This is a genomic window from Shewanella sp. KJ2020 (genome assembly GCF_024197625.1).
Lineage (GTDB): Bacteria > Pseudomonadota > Gammaproteobacteria > Enterobacterales > Shewanellaceae > Shewanella.
Genome location: NZ_JAKUKD010000007.1, coordinates 22,499 through 42,856, shown reverse-complemented (window position 1 = coordinate 42,856; position 20,358 = coordinate 22,499). Strand labels below are relative to the sequence as shown.

At 45.5% G+C, this 20,358-nt stretch carries 13 protein-coding genes and 1 pseudogene; 9 read left to right on the top strand and 5 right to left on the bottom strand.

The window, feature by feature from the left end; all coding sequences use genetic code 11:
- Positions 1–123 precede the first annotated feature (123 nt).
- The 4 genes from MJO46_RS04100 to cysK form a co-directional block, all read right to left on the bottom strand.
- Positions 124–2,775: a TonB-dependent siderophore receptor gene (locus tag MJO46_RS04100; protein WP_253988232.1), complete on the bottom strand. Its 2,652-nt coding sequence runs from the start codon at positions 2,773–2,775 to the stop codon at positions 124–126.
- A 696-nt stretch (positions 2,776–3,471) separates the two neighbouring features.
- Positions 3,472–4,470, bottom strand: a complete 999-nt coding sequence (locus MJO46_RS04095; RefSeq protein ID WP_253988231.1) for a TDT family transporter — start codon at positions 4,468–4,470, stop codon at positions 3,472–3,474.
- Between the two features lie 132 nt (positions 4,471–4,602).
- Positions 4,603–5,679: a methyltransferase gene (locus tag MJO46_RS04090; RefSeq protein WP_253988230.1), complete on the bottom strand. Its 1,077-nt coding sequence runs from the start codon at positions 5,677–5,679 to the stop codon at positions 4,603–4,605.
- A gap of 249 nt (positions 5,680–5,928) precedes the next feature.
- A complete protein-coding gene (gene cysK, locus MJO46_RS04085) occupies positions 5,929–6,897 on the bottom strand; it encodes a cysteine synthase A (RefSeq protein WP_253988229.1) in 969 nt (322 codons plus the stop codon).
- A gap of 233 nt (positions 6,898–7,130) precedes the next feature.
- Here cysK and MJO46_RS04080 point away from each other — a divergent pair.
- Together MJO46_RS04080 and MJO46_RS04075 are read left to right on the top strand one after the other, a co-directional pair.
- Positions 7,131–7,326, top strand: a pseudogene (locus MJO46_RS04080) (RDD family protein); the annotation flags it as partial.
- A complete protein-coding gene (locus tag MJO46_RS04075; RefSeq protein ID WP_253988228.1) occupies positions 7,323–8,444 on the top strand; it encodes a beta-ketoacyl-ACP synthase III in 1,122 nt (373 codons plus the stop codon). The pseudogene MJO46_RS04080 and the gene MJO46_RS04075, both read left to right, overlap by 4 nt.
- Before the next feature lie 144 nt (positions 8,445–8,588).
- Here MJO46_RS04075 and cysZ read toward each other — a convergent pair whose 3' ends face one another.
- Positions 8,589–9,368, bottom strand: a complete 780-nt coding sequence (gene cysZ / locus MJO46_RS04070; protein WP_253988227.1) for a sulfate transporter CysZ — start codon at positions 9,366–9,368, stop codon at positions 8,589–8,591.
- A gap of 209 nt (positions 9,369–9,577) precedes the next feature.
- Here cysZ and MJO46_RS04065 point away from each other — a divergent pair, with 209 nt between their 5' ends.
- The 7 genes from MJO46_RS04065 to MJO46_RS04035 all read left to right on the top strand — a co-directional run bounded on the left by MJO46_RS04065 (position 9,578) and on the right by MJO46_RS04035 (position 20,132).
- Positions 9,578–13,015, top strand: coding sequence for a chromosome segregation protein SMC (locus MJO46_RS04065; RefSeq protein ID WP_253988226.1), 3,438 nt, complete (start codon positions 9,578–9,580; stop codon positions 13,013–13,015).
- Between the two features lie 23 nt (positions 13,016–13,038).
- Positions 13,039–14,100 (top strand): cell division protein ZipA, encoded by a 1,062-nt coding sequence (gene zipA, locus MJO46_RS04060; RefSeq protein ID WP_253988225.1) that lies wholly within the window; start codon positions 13,039–13,041, stop codon positions 14,098–14,100.
- A gap of 104 nt (positions 14,101–14,204) precedes the next feature.
- A complete protein-coding gene (ligA, locus tag MJO46_RS04055) occupies positions 14,205–16,262 on the top strand; it encodes an NAD-dependent DNA ligase LigA (RefSeq protein ID WP_253988224.1) in 2,058 nt (685 codons plus the stop codon).
- Positions 16,263–16,562: 300 nt separating this feature from the next.
- On the top strand, positions 16,563–17,042 hold the full coding sequence (locus tag MJO46_RS04050; RefSeq protein WP_253988223.1) for a DUF2919 domain-containing protein: 480 nt from the start codon (positions 16,563–16,565) through the stop codon (positions 17,040–17,042).
- A gap of 236 nt (positions 17,043–17,278) precedes the next feature.
- Positions 17,279–18,484, top strand: coding sequence for an HD-GYP domain-containing protein (locus tag MJO46_RS04045; RefSeq protein ID WP_253988222.1), 1,206 nt, complete (start codon positions 17,279–17,281; stop codon positions 18,482–18,484).
- A 57-nt stretch (positions 18,485–18,541) separates the two neighbouring features.
- The gene (locus tag MJO46_RS04040) at positions 18,542–19,408 is read left to right on the top strand and encodes an SDR family NAD(P)-dependent oxidoreductase (RefSeq protein WP_253988221.1); all 867 of its coding nucleotides are present in this window, start codon (positions 18,542–18,544) and stop codon (positions 19,406–19,408) included.
- 103 nt (positions 19,409–19,511) lie between these two features.
- Positions 19,512–20,132: a thiol:disulfide interchange protein DsbA/DsbL gene (locus MJO46_RS04035; RefSeq protein WP_253988220.1), complete on the top strand. Its 621-nt coding sequence runs from the start codon at positions 19,512–19,514 to the stop codon at positions 20,130–20,132.
- Positions 20,133–20,358: the final 226 nt, after the last annotated feature.

Here is a 20,358-nt window from a genome sequence, read left to right as displayed (position 1 = left end):
ATTATTTTGCGTATTTAAGCAAGGAAATACAGCACATTATTTGGGGGTTAGGTTACGAGGTAAAAAAAACGGCATCCGAGGATGCCGTTTGACGCTGTTATTTTTTATCTACCTAAAGGGAGATTAGAATTTAACTTTATATCCTGCAAACACGACACGACCAATGATATTGTGGGTATCAGTATCGTATCCAGGGTAGCCTAAGCTGTAGTTAACGGTTGGCATTGCATCAAATAAGTTACGCGCACCAACTGTGACTTTACCATAACTGTCAAAGTCGTAGTTCAGTGTCATATCCCATGTTGTGAAGGATGCGAAGTCTTGCTTATTAGTGCCAGCCTCTTGCTGTTGTGGTGTTTCGCCATCATAGGAATCAATATATTTAGCAATTAAAGATGCAGAAAAATCATCAATAGCATAGCTAAATGTAGTGTTGAAACGTAGTGGTGGATAACCTTTAGTGCCTAAAACATCATAGCGTTTAGCAATTGGACTTGCTTGCTCAGAGAATTCAAGTGCATAGGTACCTTCAACAGCAAACTTAAACGTACCAGCTTCACCTAAATCGAAGTTTGAAGTGAAGGACACGTCAAGACCCGAAGTTTGTACACCATCCATGTTGATGTTGCCCGCACCGATCTCATCGATAGTGCCGTCAGCTTTACGTTTGACGTAGATATAGTTAGGGTCATAGGCACCTAAACCACCGATGGCTTCTAAATCGACGATAGTCTGTGAATCGATGTAGCTTACTTGGTCTTTGATTTCAATGTTGTAGTAATCAACGACTAGATCTATGTCTTCTGTAATATTCCATACCGCACCGAAAGAGTATTGCGCAGACTCTTCTGGATCTAGTTCTTTATTACCTGAGCTCTTACGGAGATATTGGTTATCTTCGCACGCTTTGTTACCAGCTTGCTGCCCCGGTGGTAAGCTTTGGCACAAGGTTGTGTCAGTGACGTAGTCATAGCTGGTTGCTGGTTCACCTAACAAATCATCTAAAGAAGGTGCTCTAAAACCTTGACCGTAAGAAGCACGCAACACTAAGTTATCTAACGCTTCGTAACGTAGGTTTACAGAGCTAGATAATTGGCCTACATCTGGCAAGCTATATTGATCGTAACGGCTCGCTAACTTCACATTTAGGCTGTCTGACATAGGGAGCTCTAACTCAACGAATGCCGCTTTATAGCTTCTATCGCCAGCAGAATCACCACCGTAAGTACCTAATACGTTACCTGCAGCTTGTTGGGCATCACGGGTATCTTTGTATTCGATTTTTTGGTATTCCATACCTACAGCATAACCTAAGTCACCGCCTGGTAAGGAGATTGGAGCAAGCGCCGCCCATGATAAAGCGGTACCAGTGGTGTTTGAGGTTGCTTTGCGTGTTGCAGTGTGCAAGAAAGTATCTAAAGTCGCTTGGGTAGCATTACCACCTTCAACGAATGGGTTGTATAGACCTTTATCTACAGCTTCTTGTAACTTATCTTCAAAGACGTAAGAATCAGTTTGAATGTTTACGATTTGATCTGAATATTGAATATACCAGTTTAAGGTACCTGCATCTAACTCTAGGTTTAGACCTGTAACTATATCGACAACATTAGAATCAAACTCGGTACTACGATCGGCTACGCCCTTCAAGCGGTGATATGCCTGAACTTCAGAAGCATTAGCTGTGCCGAATGTGGGGTTCAATGGGTTATCAGCGGCAATATAGAGATTGGGTGTCCATAGTGCTGTTGAAGAAGTAATTGATTTATCACGCATAACGATAGCTTGACCAAACCACTCTAGCTCATCGGTGATGCGATAAGTCATATTGGAGAATAGTGAGTCTTTTGTTTGATCGGGTAAATAGTCTGTGCCATCGAACTGATTAAAGCCACACGCAGAACCATCTTTACTGGTGACAATACGATCTGCAGGACAGTCTTTACCTGGCACTTGTAATCCTGTGTATACCGGATCTCCATATGTGCCGTCAGCTCCTTTAACTGGGCGGGATGCTACTGGGCGGTATGTACCTTCTGGTGCATATAAACCACTGCGGCCATATTTTTTATCCCAATTTGCGGTTAAATGAGGGCGTTGACCACCTTGTAGGGGATCGAATTGCTTGTGCTCGAGGATGATTAAGCTGCTGCTTTTATCGTCAGTATTGCCAAATGTGATCGATGCAGATTTCTCGTCTCGGCCACCTTGGGTTGGATTACCGTATTTCACATCGAATGCAAGACCATCGAATGTCTTCTTGAGGATGATGTTAATAACACCACCGATAGCATCCGAACCATAAATTGCTGATGCACCGTCACGTAAAATCTCAATACGCTCAATGGCATCCATAGGAATTAAATTGAGGTTAGTTGCATCGCCACCAAAAGTCGCAGAGGGAGCAATACGACGTCCGTTGATCAAGGTTAAAGTGCGGTTTGAACCCAATCCCCGCATGCCTGAGCTAGCGTGGTTACTGGCAGAACTGCCTGAATCACTAATGAAACTTCCTGCAGTGTTAAATGGCATCTGTGCTAATACAGCTGACACATCACTTAAACCTGTTTTGGCAATATCTTCAGCAGATAACACGGTTACAGGTAATGCTGATTCCATGTCGGTTCTTTGAATACGAGAACCTGTTACTTCAATACGTTCAACTTTTGCACCATCTTCAGCAGCATAAATTGCTGAAGTTGATAATGCTGCAGTAGTTGCACCACTTATTAACGCAAAGCGAATAGCTTTGGCTAATGTAGAATTTGCGCGCATTTTTATTCTCCCTTAACACTTGTTATTTGTTTAGTTGTTATTTTTATTAAACTGGTACAAATGTGATAAATCAGTGCCCAATTTAATTAAGCTCAGGATATAACCACAAGAATATAACAAGTGCAACAATGTGACTTGCATACGCCGTGTTAATATATTGTTTTATTTTGAATTTTACGGTGTTTGTTACGGTATATTTGATACGAATATAATCACTTATTAACTACATATATAGGGTTTTTGTTGATTTTTGTGTTTAATTGTTTTTAATTTGTTTAAATTAATTTGTTTGTTAGTGTTATTTTTTGTGGCTATATGTTGTGGTGATTTTTACGATATTTTTTATTTGTTTAAATTAAAAAATAAAAAGAGAGCGATATAGTCAATCGTTCGATTTATTTTACCTTTGAATATTTTGTTTGAGGTTAAATAGGGTTTGTATACGGTATAGTTTGAATTGGCGGTTGTTTTTCGCGCCAACTTGTTTTGTCGTTAAATAAACTTTGTGGTTGTTTTGGACTGATGGTAGGTATTATTTTTGGAATAGATATTATCAGTATTAAATGTTGTTTAATTAATAAATGGGAGTGAATATAAATTCACTCCCATTTATTCTATTTGAGTCGGTTAGATAAAATGTTTACTGTGATTTTTAAATCGAATCCTTGCTTATGTTTATGCCATCTTGCATTCGGTTTAATGGGCATTTAATACCCTTCTTGGTGCTAGTGGAGTGAATGGCACTGGGAAGTAATGTATCAGATAACGCAGTGATACATAGACCACCACTAAGGTGGCAATCACTAATTCGAAGCGTGCTAAGTAGTTTATCCACATAGTTAATTGATTAAATTGGTCAAACTGCCCAAGCCATGCCGATGTTTTAAAGAGTGCAGTGGCACCAATGACCATGGGAAAGGTAAATGCGGCGTATCCCGGGCTAAATGGGAGTTTAAGCAGGTGAAAGAATGCTAAGTAGATAATGCTCGTCATCAGGATAGCAATACTCACTAACAGCGCGACGAGGGCGATAGAAGGCTGCTCTGTGACGGTTAAGTAGCCCGCAAGGGATAGGCTTGCGGGGGCCGCAAGGATTGCAATCGTGGGTTTTGCTGCGTCGGGTACGGCTTTACAGAAAATTAAGCGGTAGAGCATCAGCGGCAGCATGATGAGGTAAGCCAGCATACCGAAACTTAAAATGGCATTCACTAACCACTGATAACCGGAGGCGGGGAACGAAACCGCCGCGACTATGATGCCAATCGGGGGCACAAACCAACTTGGCACCATATGTTCGAGCTTAAAATCGATCGCGCGAAAGTAGATAAATGCCCCTAAAAAAATCAGATGGATAAAGATTGCCCCAAGCCATAGTGCTAAGCCGGCATTGGCGTAATAGTGGCCGAGCACGTTTGAGACAACCATCAATGCCATGGCAAATGTGGGGATCACGCTGCCAATCACAGGGTGGCTCAGTTCATCCTTTAAAATGTTGGGATGGAGTAAAAACTTTCCGCTAAGTAGCACTAACAGCAGCGAAGCTATAATGGCTCCAGTGAGTTGGCCCATGCCATTAAGTGACGGTAGCATACTTTCAAATGCCCAACCTAAGCTAGCAATGGCGAGTGCTAACCCTGCCATTGGGCTAGGTAATTTGGCGGCTTTTGCTGTCCAGCGTTTGCGTTTTGAAGTCATTTTACTTACCTCTCAATACTGACATTGCTTAACATTGCCCGATAGAGGACGCTGTTTTGATAATGTCAGTGTATGTCTGAGATATTGATAAATAAAATTGATTAAATTTATTTGTAAAGTAATTAAAATTTACTATATGGGTTTGAGTTTACAGCGTAGTAGAGTATGCCCAAGACCTAAATTATCTGTATCTTCATCAACATATAAACCTGCTTGCTGTAGTAAAGCCAACACGTCCTTAGAGTGATACATGCGACTATTGCCATTAGCCATAGCACTAAAATAGAGGCTAGTGGCATTGACACAGTAAGCCGAAGCCGCCGAGGGCTGCCGATCCCAGAAGGTTTCAACAATAAAAAGCTGGCTGTCTTGCGCCATGGCATTGGCGGTGCGTTTAAGAATGCTCAGGATCTGTGATTTAGAGAAACAATCGAGGAACTGGCTCATCCAATAAGTATCGGCACCTTCAACAAAGGGCAGGGACTCATCTAGCAGATCCGTCGCAAAGGTGTGTACCCGTGATGAATATCCTTGCTTGGCTGCTTGCTGCGCGGCAACCGCGAGTTGGCCTGGAAAATCCATAATAGTGACCTCAACCTCAGGATCGTATTGGCAGCATGTGAATGCCCACTTGCCTGTATTGCCGCCGATATCGACTAAGTGTCTAGGGTTATGCTTAAAAACGAATGGGATAATGGCGGGAAACGCATGGTCTGAATAGTAATGATCGAAGGCAAACCAGCTTTCCTTCGCCTTAGGTGGCAGATCTTTTAAGGCGGGATAGATAGTGCTCCATTCCCCAAATACGGCTAATCCCGCCGCGGTTCCATCAGCGAGAGCCTTATCAAGTTGGAACAAACCTTGGTAGCAAACATCCTGAACAAAGTTAAGATTGATTGCTGCCATATCGTCATGTAATAGAAAATATCCGGTTTTATCTAGCACATAAGTTACATCCTTTTGCCAGACTAAACCCATGCTGAGCCCCATATCGAGTAATACCCCTAGGGCGTACTCACTCACTTGGGTGGATTGGCTCAATTCAGCCAAGGTGATGCCATTCCCACCCGCTTTATCGATAGTGGCTAGAATATTGAACTTCAGCAGGCAATGGGCCACTTGGAAACTGATGGGCCCGAAGGCAATTTTTTGAGCTTCAAATTTAGCATCAAAGGCGGTGATATCGCGGGGAGCAGAGTAAAAAGGCATAGAAACGAGCTAATTGGCTTTAGGTGATGACTTTATAGCGAACTGGATCACAAAAGTCAGTTCGGCGTTAAAAAACTATGAACTGAGTCTTAACTTAATTGATCCAATGAATGCCACCGAAATTGAGGCAACAGAAGCTTAAAGGGATAGCGCGGCGAGTTAGCTGAGAATAATTAGCCGTAAATAGTTTGGACAATAGGCATAAAAAAACCCGGACAAAACCGGGTTTTTACATGGAAAGCTGACAAATTATTGGATATTTTCTTCGTCGCCAAATTGGCCTTGGAACAATACCGAAGATAAATAGCGCTCTGCTGCCGAGGGTAATACCACGACAATGGTTTTATCCGCAAATTCCGGTAATGCTGCGATACGGTTCGCGGCAACCACTGCGGCGCCCGATGAAATACCGACCAAAATACCTTCTTCTTGCATTAAGCGACGGGCCATATCGATAGCATCATCGTTGCTGACCGTTTCAACGCGGTCAATCAACTCTAAATCTAAGTTTCCTGGAATAAAGCCTGCACCAATACCCTGGATCTTATGGGGACCGGGTTGTACGGGTAAACCTGCTAATGTCTGGGAGATCACTGGCGAATCCACTGGCTCAACCGCGACAGAGGTAATAGTCTTGCCTGCCACTTTTTTCAAGTAACGGCTGACACCTGTTATAGTACCGCCCGTGCCCACACCCGCAACAAAGACATCTACTTCACCATCGGTGTCATTCCAGATCTCTGGACCTGTGGTTTTTTCATGGATCTCTGGATTAGCAGGGTTATTGAACTGCTGTAATAAAACATATTTTTCAGGAGCCGATTGACGGATTTCTTCCGCTTTATCAATCGCGCCTTTCATGCCTTTCGCGCCTTCGGTCAGCACTAGGTTTGCACCTAAGGCTTTAAGCAATTTGCGACGCTCTAAGCTCATGGTGTTGGGCATAGTGAGCGTCAGCTTGTAGCCCCGGGCTGCGGCGACGTAGGCGAGCGCGATACCCGTGTTACCCGATGTCGGCTCGATCAGTTCATGATCTTTTGTCAGCAAACCTTTTTTCTCGGCATCCCAAATCATATTGGCACCGATACGGCATTTAACACTGAAACTTGGATTGCGTGCTTCGACTTTGGCCAGCACTTTACCTTGGCTAACACGGTTTAAACGTACTAGCGGGGTGTTGCCAATTGTATATGAATTGTCTTCGAAAATTTTGCTCATGGATTGCTTGCTCCTATGTTTGCACTATTGAATCATAATCGCCTCTGGCACTTTTAGAAGTGATTGTTTGTTCTTCTTTATTCGATTTAGTTATTAAAGAGTATGCTGTTATTCGCAAAGCCAGATTGGCAGCCGGTTTTACTGTGTTAACCTCTTGCTAACATAAAAAAGATTTTGGTATTCACAAGAATAACTTCTTGATGTTTCAACGCTAAAACCAGCCTATTACGCACATCGGATATGCCAATCGGCAGGGGATCCAAGATAAAATATCCTCAACAGTCGTGATAGACTTAATACAAATGCATAAAAAGCAATAATTAGAGCAGCAACAAGCACAGATAAAAAATGGATTAAACCCTGTGCAGACCAACGGAACATGCTACGTCTGCTCACCTTACAACAAGCACTCGTTTGGAGCACCTATGAAACAGGTTGTTATTTCAGGAAGCGGTTTATTTACGCCGCCCCACAGTATTTCCAATGAAGCCCTAGTCGAGAGTTTCAATGCCTACGTGGATATGTTTAACCTTGAGAATGCAGGATTAATTGAGCAGGGTCATGTCGCGCCCTTATCCTATTCATCGAGCGAATTTATCGAAAAAGCCTCGGGTATTAAACACAGGTATGTGATGGTGAAAGAGGGCATTCTCGATCCTGAAGTGATGATGCCACTGATCCCCGAGCGCAGCAGCGAAGAGTTATCTATGCAGGCCGAAATCGGGGTTGAAGCCGCATTGATGGCGCTCAATCATGCCAATCTTAAGGCGGAGCAGATTGACCTAGTCATTGTTGCCTGCGCCTATACCCAGCGCGCCTATCCGGCAATGGCGATTGAAATCCAGCGCGCGCTCGGCACCCGAGGTTATGGCTATGATATGCAAGTGGCCTGTTCATCGGCGACCTTCGCTATTGTTGCCGCCGCCAATGCAATTGCCACTGGCTCCGCCTCTCGGGTACTCGTGATCAACCCTGAAATTTGCTCGGCTCAGGTCAATTACCGTGACCGTGATAGCCATTTTATCTTCGGTGATGTGGCGACCGCGCTGGTACTCGAAGAGCAGAGCCTAGTTGCACCTGGGACTGGATTTAAGATCCTTTCAAGCCGTTGTTTTACCGATTATTCAAGCAATATTCGCAGTAATTTTGGTTTCTTAAATCGCTGCGATCCCAGCTCGGCACATCAGCCCGATAAATTGTTCCACCAACAGGGGCGCAAGGTTTTTAAAGAGCTGTTGCCAATGATTTACCAGCATTTGGATGAACACTTAGCCGAACAGGATTTAACTCCTCAGTCCTTTAAACGTTTGTGGTTACACCAAGCGAACATCAATATGAATCAGTTTGTGGTGAAAAAACTGCTTGGGGATGAGGTTTCGCCGCAGCAGGCACCTGTGGTGCTCGATGAATATGCTAATACGGCATCTGCGGGTTCTGTGATAGCGTTTCACAAGTTTTCTAGCGACTTTAAGGCGGGCGATTTAGGCCTGTTGAGCTCCTTTGGTGCGGGATATTCCATCGGCAGTATTATTCTGCAAAAGTGCTAAATTAACCTCAGAATAAGCAGATTATTCTGCCACTTTTTAATAAAAACAGCCTCAGTTGAGGCTGTTTTTATATTGCAGGAATATGCACCACACCAGCGTTATTTTAGATAAAAATTTGTTTCATAAGCTATTCAGCTGCAATCATTATTCCGGTGCTATCATGGGATTGCGGTAGGCTTCGCGGTACTTATCGACCCACATAGCGGTGGCGCCACAAATGGCTACGGGCATCACGACAAAGTTCACTATGGGGATCATCGAAAATAACGTTACAGTCGCGCCAAAGCTAAAGCTGCTGCCGCGGGTTTGATTTAAGGCAAAGCGCATATCCTTAAAACTGACCTTGTGATTGTCGAAGGGATAATCGCAATATTGGATAGCCATCATCCAAGCGCTAAAGAAAAACCATAGGATAGGGGCTAAGGTTTGACCTACCATAGGCACTAAAAACAGTAATAAAAATACCAGTGCCCGGGGCAGATAGTATTTAAGTTTGATCCATTCTCGGCCCAAAATACGGGGTAAATCTTTGATTAAATCGATACCCGAACCTGTGTTCAGCGGTTTACCCGTGAGTAATTGTTCAACCTTTTCAGCCAACAGGCCATTAAAAGGCGCGGCGAGCCAGTTCATCACCGAGCTAAACACAAAGGCGAGCATGACTAACATAGTCGTGACGGCGAGTGGCCAGAGTAAAAAATTTAACCAACTTAAATACTCGGGTAGCTGGGCATTCATCCACGTAAACATGGCATCTAACTGACCTATGGCCACATAAATGACGCCTGCAAACAGTAACAAGTTAATCATTAAAGGAATAAATACAAAGGTACGCAGCCCTTTGCGTCTGATCAGACCAAAACCGTCGAGAAAATAATTAACGCCGCTTTTGGCGGGGAAGGGCAAGGTTTTCTTCTGTGTCATATCGTTTTTCCAAAAAGTTAAGCTACAACCTGAGATACAGATAAGTGCGATTGTGAGCAACTCATGGGCAGATGACAAGTGAAAAGCCGCATGAATTCAATAAAAAGCGTTACAAAATGCTGCTTGCTTTGTTAAAGTTGCCAGCAGGGTATATTTGCACTACTTGGGCCAATTTAGGGCCAAAATTCAGAGACGCGCTAACTGGCACTATGAGATTAAAACAAATAAAACTTGCCGGCTTTAAGTCGTTTGTCGATCCCACTAAAATTCCTTTTTTACAGGCATTAACCGCCATTATTGGCCCAAATGGCTGCGGTAAGTCGAATGTGATCGATGCCGTACGTTGGGTATTAGGCGAAAGCTCGGCTAAACACCTGCGCGGTGATTCCATGAGCGACGTGATTTTTAACGGTTCCAGTGCGCGCAAACCTGTCTCAGTGGCCGGAGTTGAACTGGTCTTTGAAAATAAACAAGGTCGTCTTGCCGGCCAATACGCCAGTTATGAAGAAATATCGGTTAAGCGTCAGGTCAGCCGTGATGGCGAATCTTGGTATTTTCTCAATGGGCAAAAGTGTCGCCGAAAAGATATTACCGACTTATTTATGGGTACTGGCCTTGGCCCACGCAGCTACGCCATTATTGAGCAGGGCACTATTTCTCGCCTTATTGAATCTAAACCCCAAGATCTGCGAACTTTTATAGAGGAAGCCGCAGGGATCTCCCGCTATAAAGAGCGCCGTCGTGAAACCGAAAATCGCATTCGCCATACCCGTGAAAACCTCGAACGTTTGGGGGATATTCGTAGCGAGTTAGGTAAACAACTCGATAAGCTTGCCCAGCAAGCTAAGGCCGCCAAACAATACCGAGAGTTAAAGCAGGCCGAGCGCAAGACCCACGCCGAACTCCTTGTGATGCGTTATCAAGAGTTGCAAGCCCAGATGGCAAACCTGTCTGAGCAAATCAGCGCCATCGAAGTGCAACAAGCCGCGGCGCAGTCGCTTGCGCAAACCGATGAGTTACAAACCACTGAATTACAAGTACAACTCGCTCAGTTGGCTGAACAGGAGCAGCGTGCGGTCGAGGCCTATTATCTTACTGGCACCGAAATCGCCAAGTTAGAGCAGCAATTACAGAGCCAAAAACAACGCGATGCCCAGCTTGAGACGCAGTTAATCCAGGTTAAGGAGCAGATCCAGCAACATACGGATAAACTCGAAGGTTATCAAACCAATCTCAGGGCGTTGGAGTTAGAGTTATCCCAACTGGCCCCCCAGCATGATGAGCAGCAAGAAATGCTGGATGAGCTGCAATGTCAGTGGGCAATGAGTGTCGAGCGTAACGAGCAGCAGACTGAAAGCTTACGCCAGCAAGCGGCGTTGGTTGCAAAGCACCAATTACAGCTTGAGCTGAGTCGCAGCAAGCTTACACATCAGCAGCAATTGTTGGAGCATAAGCAGCAACAGAGCCGTGAGCAACAGGCTGAGCTAATAGCTCTGACTCAACTTGAGCAGGAAGATAGACTCACGCCCCTTAGCCAAGCAGTTGCGACAATCACGCACACGCTCGCCGAGCAAGTGGAAGTTAATCATCAGCTTGAGCATCAAGTCAGCACAGAGACGGCAGAATTAGATCAAGTTCGAATTGATTTTGAACGGATTTCCCAAGAACTTACCTCAATGCGAGCCCGTTTTGAGTTGATCGAGCAATGGCTTACAAAACAAGAGCAGCTCACGGATAAACCGCAGCTATGGCAAAGTTTAACCGTCGAAAATGGCTGGGAAACCGCCGCCGAACTTGCCCTCAATGGCCTGATGAACTTACCCGTTGGGGTAATTGAGACTGAAGTGGGTTTTCAGCCCTTTACCATACCGTCTGCTGGGATAGGTCTAAAGAGTGAATATCAAGCCAAGCTTCAATCCAATGTCAACCTTGCCCCTTGGTTGTCTGGGCTGAAATGGGCTCAGGATCTACCATCTGCTAGGCTGATGTTGCCTCTCCTTAAGGATAATGAGCGTATTGTCACCGCCGATGGCTATTTATTGGGCCAAGGTTTTTTAATTGCTAAACAAGATAACGCCGAGTCCCTAGTGCAACTCAGTAAAGAGCAGGGGCAATTAGCCGAAAGTATCCGTGAGTGGGAGAGTAAACTTGCTCTGCTGCAAACTAGGTTATCGGAATGCGCTGCTAACCTAAACCAAGCGAGGCAACAGTTGACCTCTGGGGTGCAGAAGTTACATCAACTGCAACTAGAACAGACCACTAAACAGGTGCAATTGGCGAATGCAACTGAGCAGGCTCAGTTATCCGCCGCGAAACGCACTCAGCTTGAACAAGCTCTGTCACTCAGTGCGACTGAGATGTTCACCTTAACTGAGCAATTTAACCTGCTTGAAGAGCAAGAAGCCGAACTTGAGGATAGCCTGCAGACAAGCCTAGAAAAGCAGCAACAACTCAATCAGGATACCCAAACGGATTTAGTGCGCCACCAAGCATTAAAGGCTCGGATCACTGAGGTTGAACGCCAGTTATCGACCCTAAGGGCGAGCTTGCAGTCGGTCACGATGCGAATTGCCGTCAGCAGCGAGCAAATTCAGCTACAGCAAATCCGTGTCAGTGAATTAATCCAGTCTCGAGAAATGTTGTCAGCTCAGCTTGCCAGCGTCCAAGAGCAAAGTGGACTGCAAAATAGTGGGTTATTGAGCGTGCAATTAGCCGAGTTGCTTAATCAACAACAGCAGCAACAACAGAGCCTTAAAATTGTACGAACGGAGCAAAGTACGCTTTCAGAGGCATTAAACCGTATAGGATTAAAGCAAAAACAAGAGCTTGGTAAGCTTGAGGGCTTGACTCAAAGCCTGAGCACGTTAAAGTTACGTCGTGAAGGATTAAAAGGCCAAGCAGAAAGCCAATTAGAGGCGCTGCAGGAACAAAAAATTGTCCTGTCACAGATTATCGATACTTTGCCTTTAGATGGTCATCCCGATAAGTGGCAGAGTGATTTAGATCAAATACGGCAAAAAATCATCCGCTTAGGAGCGATTAACCTCGCCGCGATCGAAGAATTTGAACAGCAAAGTGAGCGAAAATCGTATCTGGATCATCAAGATGACGATTTAAATAAAGGGCTCGCCACCTTAGAAGAGGCGATCCGTAAGATAGATAAGGAAACCCGTACACGCTTTAAGACCACCTTTGATACCGTTAACGAAGATCTCGGGCGGTTATTTCCGAAGGTATTTGGTGGCGGACGGGCCTATTTAGCACTGACAGAGGATGACTTGCTGGAAACGGGCGTGACTATTATGGCCCAGCCACCGGGTAAGAAGAACAGCACAATCCATCTTCTTTCGGGTGGTGAAAAAGCCTTAACCGCTTTATCATTGGTATTCGCTATTTTTAGGCTGAATCCCGCACCCTTCTGTATGTTAGATGAAGTGGATGCACCGTTAGATGATGCCAACGTGGAACGTTTCTGTCGATTACTCAAAGAAATGTCGCAAAGCGTACAGTTTATATATATTAGCCATAACAAAATAACCATGGAGATGGCTGATCAACTTATAGGCGTGACTATGCACGAGCCGGGTGTATCCCGTATAGTCGCGGTAGATTTAGAGCAAGCGGTGGCGATGGCTGACGCTGGATAACTAGAAGAAAGACAGGGTAACCAATGGAAGATTTGCAACTAGTTCTGTTTGTTTTAGGCGCCATAGCCATAGTTGCTGTGCTGGTGCATGGATTTTGGTCTATCAGAAGACAACAACCTAAGTCATTAAAAGATAGTCCAATGGGCAATTTTTATAAGAAACAGGCTGACAGAGGCGAGGGTGTGCCTAAGCGGGTCGATGCCGATGGCTTTGATGCCGATGGGATTGGTGCCGTACGTGTGCGTAAGGCGGGTGAAACCAGCCATGAGATACCTGCGATTAATCCCTATTTAAAACAAGATACCAAAGTAGACTCTAAATCGCTCTTTAAACAAGACCTAAATCCAGATGTTAACTTAGAGATTAAGCCAGACGTTAAGCTAGAGATTAAGCAAGAGCCTATTTTGCAACAACCGGATTTTAGTCTGCAGTCACCGACAGCAAAAGAGCAGCACCGTGGCCCTAAGGCTTCGCGTCAAGAGCCGATACTCACGGGGCTCTCTGCGCATATGGGTCAATCCCATGCCGCTATGGTTGCCCAAAAAGCGGCAGAAGAAGCACAAAGAGCCCATGCCCCCGTGCCAACTCAAACCGCATTGTTTGATGATGAAGATGTCTATCAAGAAGAGATGCAAGACGAAGATGTCGAAGAAGCCGTAGAAGAAGGTTTAGGTGAACCCCGTGATGTATTAGTGCTGCATGTGGTCGCCAAAGAAGGCCAGCAACTTAATGGCGCTGAACTGCTGCCTTGCTTCTTAACGCTCAACTTTAAATATGGTGATATGAATATTTTCCACCGCCATGTGGACAATGCTGGTAATGGTAAGGTGTTGTTTTCAATTGCAAATATGTTAAAGCCTGGAGTGTTCGATCCCGATAATATGGAGCAATTCAGCACCCAAGGCGTGGTGTTTTTTATGACGCTACCTTGCTATGGCGATGCTTTAATGAATTTCTCCATCATGCTCAATTCGGCGCGCCAGCTAGCGGATGATATTGATGCGGTTGTACTCGATGGTCAGCGTCAACCCTGGGGCGAGTTTACTAAACAAGACTATTTGCACCGTATTCGCGCTAATGCTTAAACCGACGCCGCAACTTGGCGGTTAATAGATTGATGAGGCCGCTAATTGCGGCCTCAGTTTTTGTGATCTATTTTTTGTGATCTAAAGAATTCTGGATAAAGAATATGCAAGACATTCAACTCGATAAACTCCTTTCTTCCGATGTGTCACCCGAAAATGCGCTGCAGGTGATGCAGGCCCTCAGCCAATCGCTGAACGAACATAATATTCGTTACTATGTGGATGATGCGCCGAGCATTACGGATTCCGAGTACGACAGGTTGATGCAGCGTTTGCTTAAGTTAGAGGCGCAGTTTCCCGAGTATATTGCTGCCGATTCGCCGACCCAGCGTGTCGGGGGAATGGCGCTGGCTAAATTTGAGCAAATCACCCACCTCAAACCTATGCTGAGCCTCGATAACGCCTTCGATGAGGCGGATTTTAGTGCTTTCCATAGACGTGTTACCGATAAAGTGGGTGAGGTGAGTTTTTGCTGTGAGCCTAAACTCGATGGTCTTGCGGTAAGCATTTTATATCGCAATGGCGTGCTTGAGCGCGCCGCAACCCGAGGTGATGGCACTACGGGTGAAGATATCACCGAAAACGTCAAGACCATTAAATCAATCCCACTTAAATTACGTGGCCATGATTTCCCTGAACTGGTTGAAGTGCGTGGTGAAGCTTTTATGCCTAAAGCGGCCTTTGAAGCGCTTAACGAACGCGCTCGCGCAAAGGATGAAAAGCTTTTTGTTAATCCACGTAATGCGGCGGCGGGAAGCCTACGTCAACTCGACAGTAAGATAACCGCCTCTCGCTCACTGGCCTTTTATGCCTATGCCTTGGGCGTCGTTGAGCCGGATACCTATCCCCTAGGGAAAACCCATTTCGAGCAGTTGCAGCAGCTTAAGTCGTGGGGCTTACCCGTCAGCAGTGAAATCAAAGTCTGTGCTGAACTAAGCCAAGTCTATGACTACTACAAAGATATTCTCAGCCGTCGCAGTGATTTAGCCTTTGAAATCGATGGCGTGGTGATGAAAGTTAACGATATTGTCCAGCAGCAAAGTTTAGGTTTTGTGGCAAAATCCCCCCGCTGGGCGATTGCCTATAAATTCCCCGCACAGGAAGAAATGACCCTACTCGAAGGAGTCGATTTTCAAGTGGGCCGTACGGGTGCAGTCACCCCCGTCGCACGTTTAAAGCCAGTATTTGTGGGCGGTGTGACCGTCTCTAATGCCACGCTGCACAATGCCGATGAGATTGAGCGTCTCGGGATTAAAATCGGTGACACTGTGATTATCCGCCGCGCCGGTGATGTGATCCCCCAGATAGTGGCCATAGTCCCTGAAAGACGCCCTGAAGATGCTAAAGAAATTGAATTTCCGCACAATTGCCCTGTGTGTGGCAGTTTAGTCGAACGTCTCGAAGGTGAGGCCGTTGCTCGCTGCAGTGGTGGTTTATTCTGTGAGGCGCAGCGTAAAGAAGCGATTAAGCATTTTGCCTCCCGCAAGGCATTAGATATAGATGGCATGGGCGATAAAGTCGTCGAGCAATTGATTGATAAAGAGTTAGTTCAAAGTCCTGCGGATCTGTTTAAGCTTACCGCTTCTATGATGACCATGCTCGATCGTATGGGGATGAAGTCGGCAACCAATTTAGCTGCGGCGATTGAAGCGGCTAAAACCACGACCCTAGCACGTTTCTTATATGCCCTGGGGATCCGTGAAGTCGGTGAGGCGACGGCTGCGAATCTTGCGGCGCACTTTGCCAGTTTAGATGCACTACGGATTGCCACTGTGGAGCAGTTAACTGAGGTTGAGGACGTTGGAGCTGTCGTTGCCCAACATGTGGCGCACTTTTTTGCCCAGCCCCATAACCTTGAGGTGATCGATGCCTTGATCGCAGCCGGAGTCCATTGGCCTGCCATCGAAGCCCCAAGCGCGGACGCACAACCCCTAAAAGGCCAAACTTGGGTATTAACGGGCACCTTAAACCAGCTTAACCGCAACGATGCTAAGGCACAGCTACAGGCTCTTGGGGCAAAAGTCGCTGGCAGTGTCTCAAAAAATACCGATTGTTTAGTGGCGGGTGAGGCGGCGGGGTCAAAATTGGCCAAGGCACAGGAACTCGGCGTGAAAGTGATCGATGAGGCCGAACTGTTAGCACTTTTGGCTGCGAAGCGTTAAGTGCCCTAGACGCTCCGTCTCGGCGCCTGATGTTTCTCGGGGTAACACACTTTATGCGGTGTTAGTTTTTTAACTTAGCCCGCAAGGTCTGCAAATAACTGCAATCGCCATGGATGGCGTGAATGCCATTTATGCAGGAGCAATAAATGGTCTTGCTAACTTGCGTTATTATGGGCCTGTGTTTTTATGGCTTTAGCATCCGTCTGCTGGATCTTGAATCTTAAGGGTATATTGCAGATCACCATTGAAATTGGCTGAATAGGCACCATTTAGTAGAAATGCTGCTTTAGCTTCTTCTTAATGGAAACCTATTTGAATTTCAGTCACATCACTTGGCTCGATGATAAAGGCCATATCAAGCCCCCTATTTTCTTATATGTGCTTTTGGCATTTTTAGCCCGCGGCTGGTGTATTTTTATTGCGTCATTAACGCAAGCAAATGATAGGGCTGAATTGGTGCGCATTTTCTATCCTGAAAAAGCCGACTTTTTACTGTCACTCGCCGCGGGCCTTGGCGCCGTGCTGCTCTATTTTGTGGTGATTGCCGAACGTCGCCGTTCACCATTATGGGTAAGGCCACTTTTTGTGCACCTAAAATGGGGATTGTGGTTACTCCTGTTGGTGGATGCCCTGCTATTAGGCCAGCGACTGTTCCATGGGCAATTTTTGTTCCACTGGAGTCTAGCCCTCGATGCTTTAGTGCTGTTTTGGTCCAGTTTATATGTGCTTAAATCGAAACGACTTGGCTATTATCTTGCGGATTGGCCAAAGGATGCCTAGGCTCAAAAGCAAACTAACCTATATTATCCTGTTGTTATTTTTGATATTTATCAGAATCCTGCTCTAAACCGTGAAATTTATGTGTGCAATCCCTCAGTTTGATAAGCATTTTTTGACTTATAGCTTACTGATTTCTTGGAATCATCTATAGTTATATGTACTTAGCTTAAAGGTGCATCGAAGTAATGGACTGCCAGTCCATTTTTCTTCGGTGCATTTGAAAGGAGTCATACTGCGTGGCAAAAGCAGAACAACGCAAACTATTATTATCCGAACTTCAACTTGGCATGAGAGTCAAGTTGCCTTTGTCATGGACGAATCATCCTTTTTTATTTAACCGGGTCGATATCAACAGTGCCGCTCAAATTGAAATGATCCGTGGCTTAGGCGTGCCCTATGTGTTCCTGATTTCCGAGAGTCTCGGGGATGCTAAAACCTTGGATGAAGTTGAAGATATTGAAGAGGTTGCAGAGGCTCCCCCCGAGCGGGATCTTAAGGCCGATACCCGTAGGGCAATGCGTTTAAGCCAGAAGCGTTTTTTAGAAGGCGTGAATAATTGCCGCAATGTGTTTAGTAAAATTGTCAGTGATCCCGAGGGCGCTTATCGCCTATCGGCCGCACTTGTCGAAGATCTTTTGAGTCATCTGCAGGATGTGGAAAAACCCTTTCTTACCTTAGTGGGGATGGATGAAAAGGAGGTCAGTGTGACGCAACACGGGGTTTCTGTGGCCGTGCTGGCGATGATGATAGGTCATGCATTGGATCTCACCCCGAGGGAGCTGCGGGATATTGCCCTTGGGAGTTTATTTCACGATATTGGTAAGCTTAAAGTCCCCGACATTATTCGCCGAAAGCGGGGGGCTTTGACTGCCCATGAATCCAACTATCTGCAGATGCACCCCAACTTTGGCTATGACATGCTCAATCGTAGCGGATTATTCCCAAAGGAAGTGTTACATATCGTTTTGCATCATCATGAGTTTATTGATGGTTCTGGATTCCCCGATGGTTTAACTGGCCATAAAATTCCCATCACTACTCAAATAGTGAGCTTAGCAAATGATTATGATCAGCAATTGAGTGGTCAGCAAACCTCATCTCCTCAAGTGGCATTAGGGTATTTGTTTAAGAATCGGGCGAGTAAGCATGCAGAATCTTTAATCGCCGTATTGGTCAAGATCCTGGGGATTTATCCCCCCGGGACTATCGTCAAATTATCGGACGACAGTGTGGCGAAGGTTATTATGACTACTAAGGATGTGAGTCAACCCCAAGTGTGGGCCTGTAAGGAAGATGGCAGTGAAGCGTCGCTGCGTTTTTTAAGTGATGAAGGCGTGACGGTACAAAAGGCTATTAAGGCGGAGGAGTTGACCGAGGGAGCGATCCGCACTTTACAGGTGGATAAGGGCATTAGTTTTTATTTTAGCTCGCTGCAAGCTTGAATCTTATGAGTTAAGTTCCGTATTCTATCCGCTGATTTTGACTTCCTTGGAATGGTTATGGCAAATATGGAACAACAACCGGGCGCTAAATCCACAAGCGTCGCTGTTGTAGGCTGTGGTTGGTTTGGTTTTGCCTTGGCAAAGCAATTGGTTGAAGAAGGGTATCGGCTGTCAGGTTGTAAGCGCAGTATCGATGAACTTGCTTTACTCACGGATGCTGGTATTGAAGCCTTTCAATTGCAGTTAGGTGCAGACGCCGAGGTTAAGCCCGATGCGCAAGCATTACAAAGAGTATTGCAAACCGATTTTCTTGTGGTCAATATTCCGCCCAGATTAAAGCGTGGCAACGGGGCTTATCTTCAAGAATTACAACAACTCATCGCATTAACCCAAGGTTGGCAATATCAAAGTATCGTGTTTATCAGCACTACGGGTGTGTACCCAAGCCAAGATAAGCTGATGACGGAGGCCGATGCTGTTGCTGAAACCTTAGATAGCCAAACCTTGTTAGATGCTGAAGCCTTGTTTGGTGCCCAAAAAAATAGCTGTATCCTGCGCTTTGCAGGGCTAGTCGGGCCTAAACGTCATCCTGGGCGTTTTCTGGCGGGCAAAACCGATGTGCCAGGGGCTAATGTGGCGGTCAATTTAGTCCATTTAAGCGATTGTGTGCGGGCCGTGAGCAGCATTTTAGCGGCGAGTTGTCAGGGTAAAACTATCGCTCCTATCTATAATCTTTGCGCACCTTTACATCCCACTAAGGCTGAATTTTATCAGGCTGCCGCCCAGTCCTTGGGTCTAGTGTCCCCGATGTTTAATCAACTGACAATGCCTAGTAAGGTGATCGTCGGCGAGGCGATTGTGGCCGATTTAGGTTTCAGTTATCAATATGCGTCACCACTTGCTATGCTCGCGGCATGTGGGTGAACAAAAGTTAAAGATATAGACTGAATTTTTAGGTTATCTTTAGTCCTTGTTTGACCAAGTACAATCCCTATATACAACAAATTCAACGAAAAGAGACAGTATAATGAGTGTATTTAATGTTGTTCGCCCAGTAGTCGCCTTAGTGTGTGGGCTAATGCTGAGTGCCAGTTTTGCGCTACAGGCGGCAAACTTTGAAGAAGGTAAAGATTACATCACAGTGGCGGGAATAGCCGAAACGCAACAGCCTGTGTTACGGGAGTTTTTCTCCTATAACTGCCCACATTGCTACAAACAAGAACCGCTAATGGTATCGACGATCGCCTTACTCGGTAAAGAGGTGGCCTTTGAGCGCACCCCTGTTGGTGCTGGACGCCCCGCTTGGGAATTGAGTCAACTTGCCTATTATGTGGCGCAAAAGCTGAAAATGACCCAGCAAGTGCATGAGACTATTTTTAAACAAATCCACGAGAAAGGAGAGCCCTTTACTCGACCCGAGCAGGTTAAAGCCTTTTTCGTGGCACAGGGGGCCAAAGCCGATGATGTGGATGCGGCAATGAATTCTGTCGATGCTAAATTTACTATGATGAACTATGACTCCCAAGCAGAATTAGCAGGCCTTAAAGGGGTGCCAGCATTGCTGGTCAACGGACGTTATATGTTAACGTCCACTGCCCATAGCCCGGAAGAACTCGCACAATTAGTGAAGTTTTTGGCTGCTAAATAAGCCTGAACGCCAGATTGATTTTGTTTATAAACTCATTCTGCCCCTGTTTTTGATGACTAACCCAGCGGATGCTGGGTTATTTTTTGTTTTATGTTCATTAATTAGGCTGCTCTTGATAAATGCGGTTCTTATACCAATCACATTAAATATCTAATCAGTTCAGAGCCACACAGGCATCTCAATCCAAGGCGCATTGACGCAGAAATTGTCATTCCCTTTTAAGTCA

Excerpts from the sequence above, each read along its gene's own strand:
- MJO46_RS04100 (WP_253988232.1), bottom strand. The coding sequence starts at position 2,775 with ATGCGCGCAAATTCTACATTAGCCAAAGCTATTCGCTTTGCGTTAATA.
- MJO46_RS04095 (WP_253988231.1), bottom strand. The coding sequence starts at position 4,470 with ATGACTTCAAAACGCAAACGCTGGACAGCAAAAGCCGCCAAATTACCT.
- MJO46_RS04090 (WP_253988230.1), bottom strand. The coding sequence starts at position 5,679 with ATGCCTTTTTACTCTGCTCCCCGCGATATCACCGCCTTTGATGCTAAA.
- cysK (WP_253988229.1), bottom strand. The coding sequence starts at position 6,897 with ATGAGCAAAATTTTCGAAGACAATTCATATACAATTGGCAACACCCCG.
- MJO46_RS04075 (WP_253988228.1), top strand. The coding sequence starts at position 7,323 with ATGAAACAGGTTGTTATTTCAGGAAGCGGTTTATTTACGCCGCCCCAC.
- cysZ (WP_253988227.1), bottom strand. The coding sequence starts at position 9,368 with ATGACACAGAAGAAAACCTTGCCCTTCCCCGCCAAAAGCGGCGTTAAT.
- MJO46_RS04065 (WP_253988226.1), top strand. The coding sequence starts at position 9,578 with ATGAGATTAAAACAAATAAAACTTGCCGGCTTTAAGTCGTTTGTCGAT.
- zipA (WP_253988225.1), top strand. The coding sequence starts at position 13,039 with ATGGAAGATTTGCAACTAGTTCTGTTTGTTTTAGGCGCCATAGCCATA.
- ligA (WP_253988224.1), top strand. The coding sequence starts at position 14,205 with ATGCAAGACATTCAACTCGATAAACTCCTTTCTTCCGATGTGTCACCC.
- MJO46_RS04050 (WP_253988223.1), top strand. The coding sequence starts at position 16,563 with ATGGAAACCTATTTGAATTTCAGTCACATCACTTGGCTCGATGATAAA.
- MJO46_RS04040 (WP_253988221.1), top strand. The coding sequence starts at position 18,542 with ATGGCAAATATGGAACAACAACCGGGCGCTAAATCCACAAGCGTCGCT.
- MJO46_RS04035 (WP_253988220.1), top strand. The coding sequence starts at position 19,512 with ATGAGTGTATTTAATGTTGTTCGCCCAGTAGTCGCCTTAGTGTGTGGG.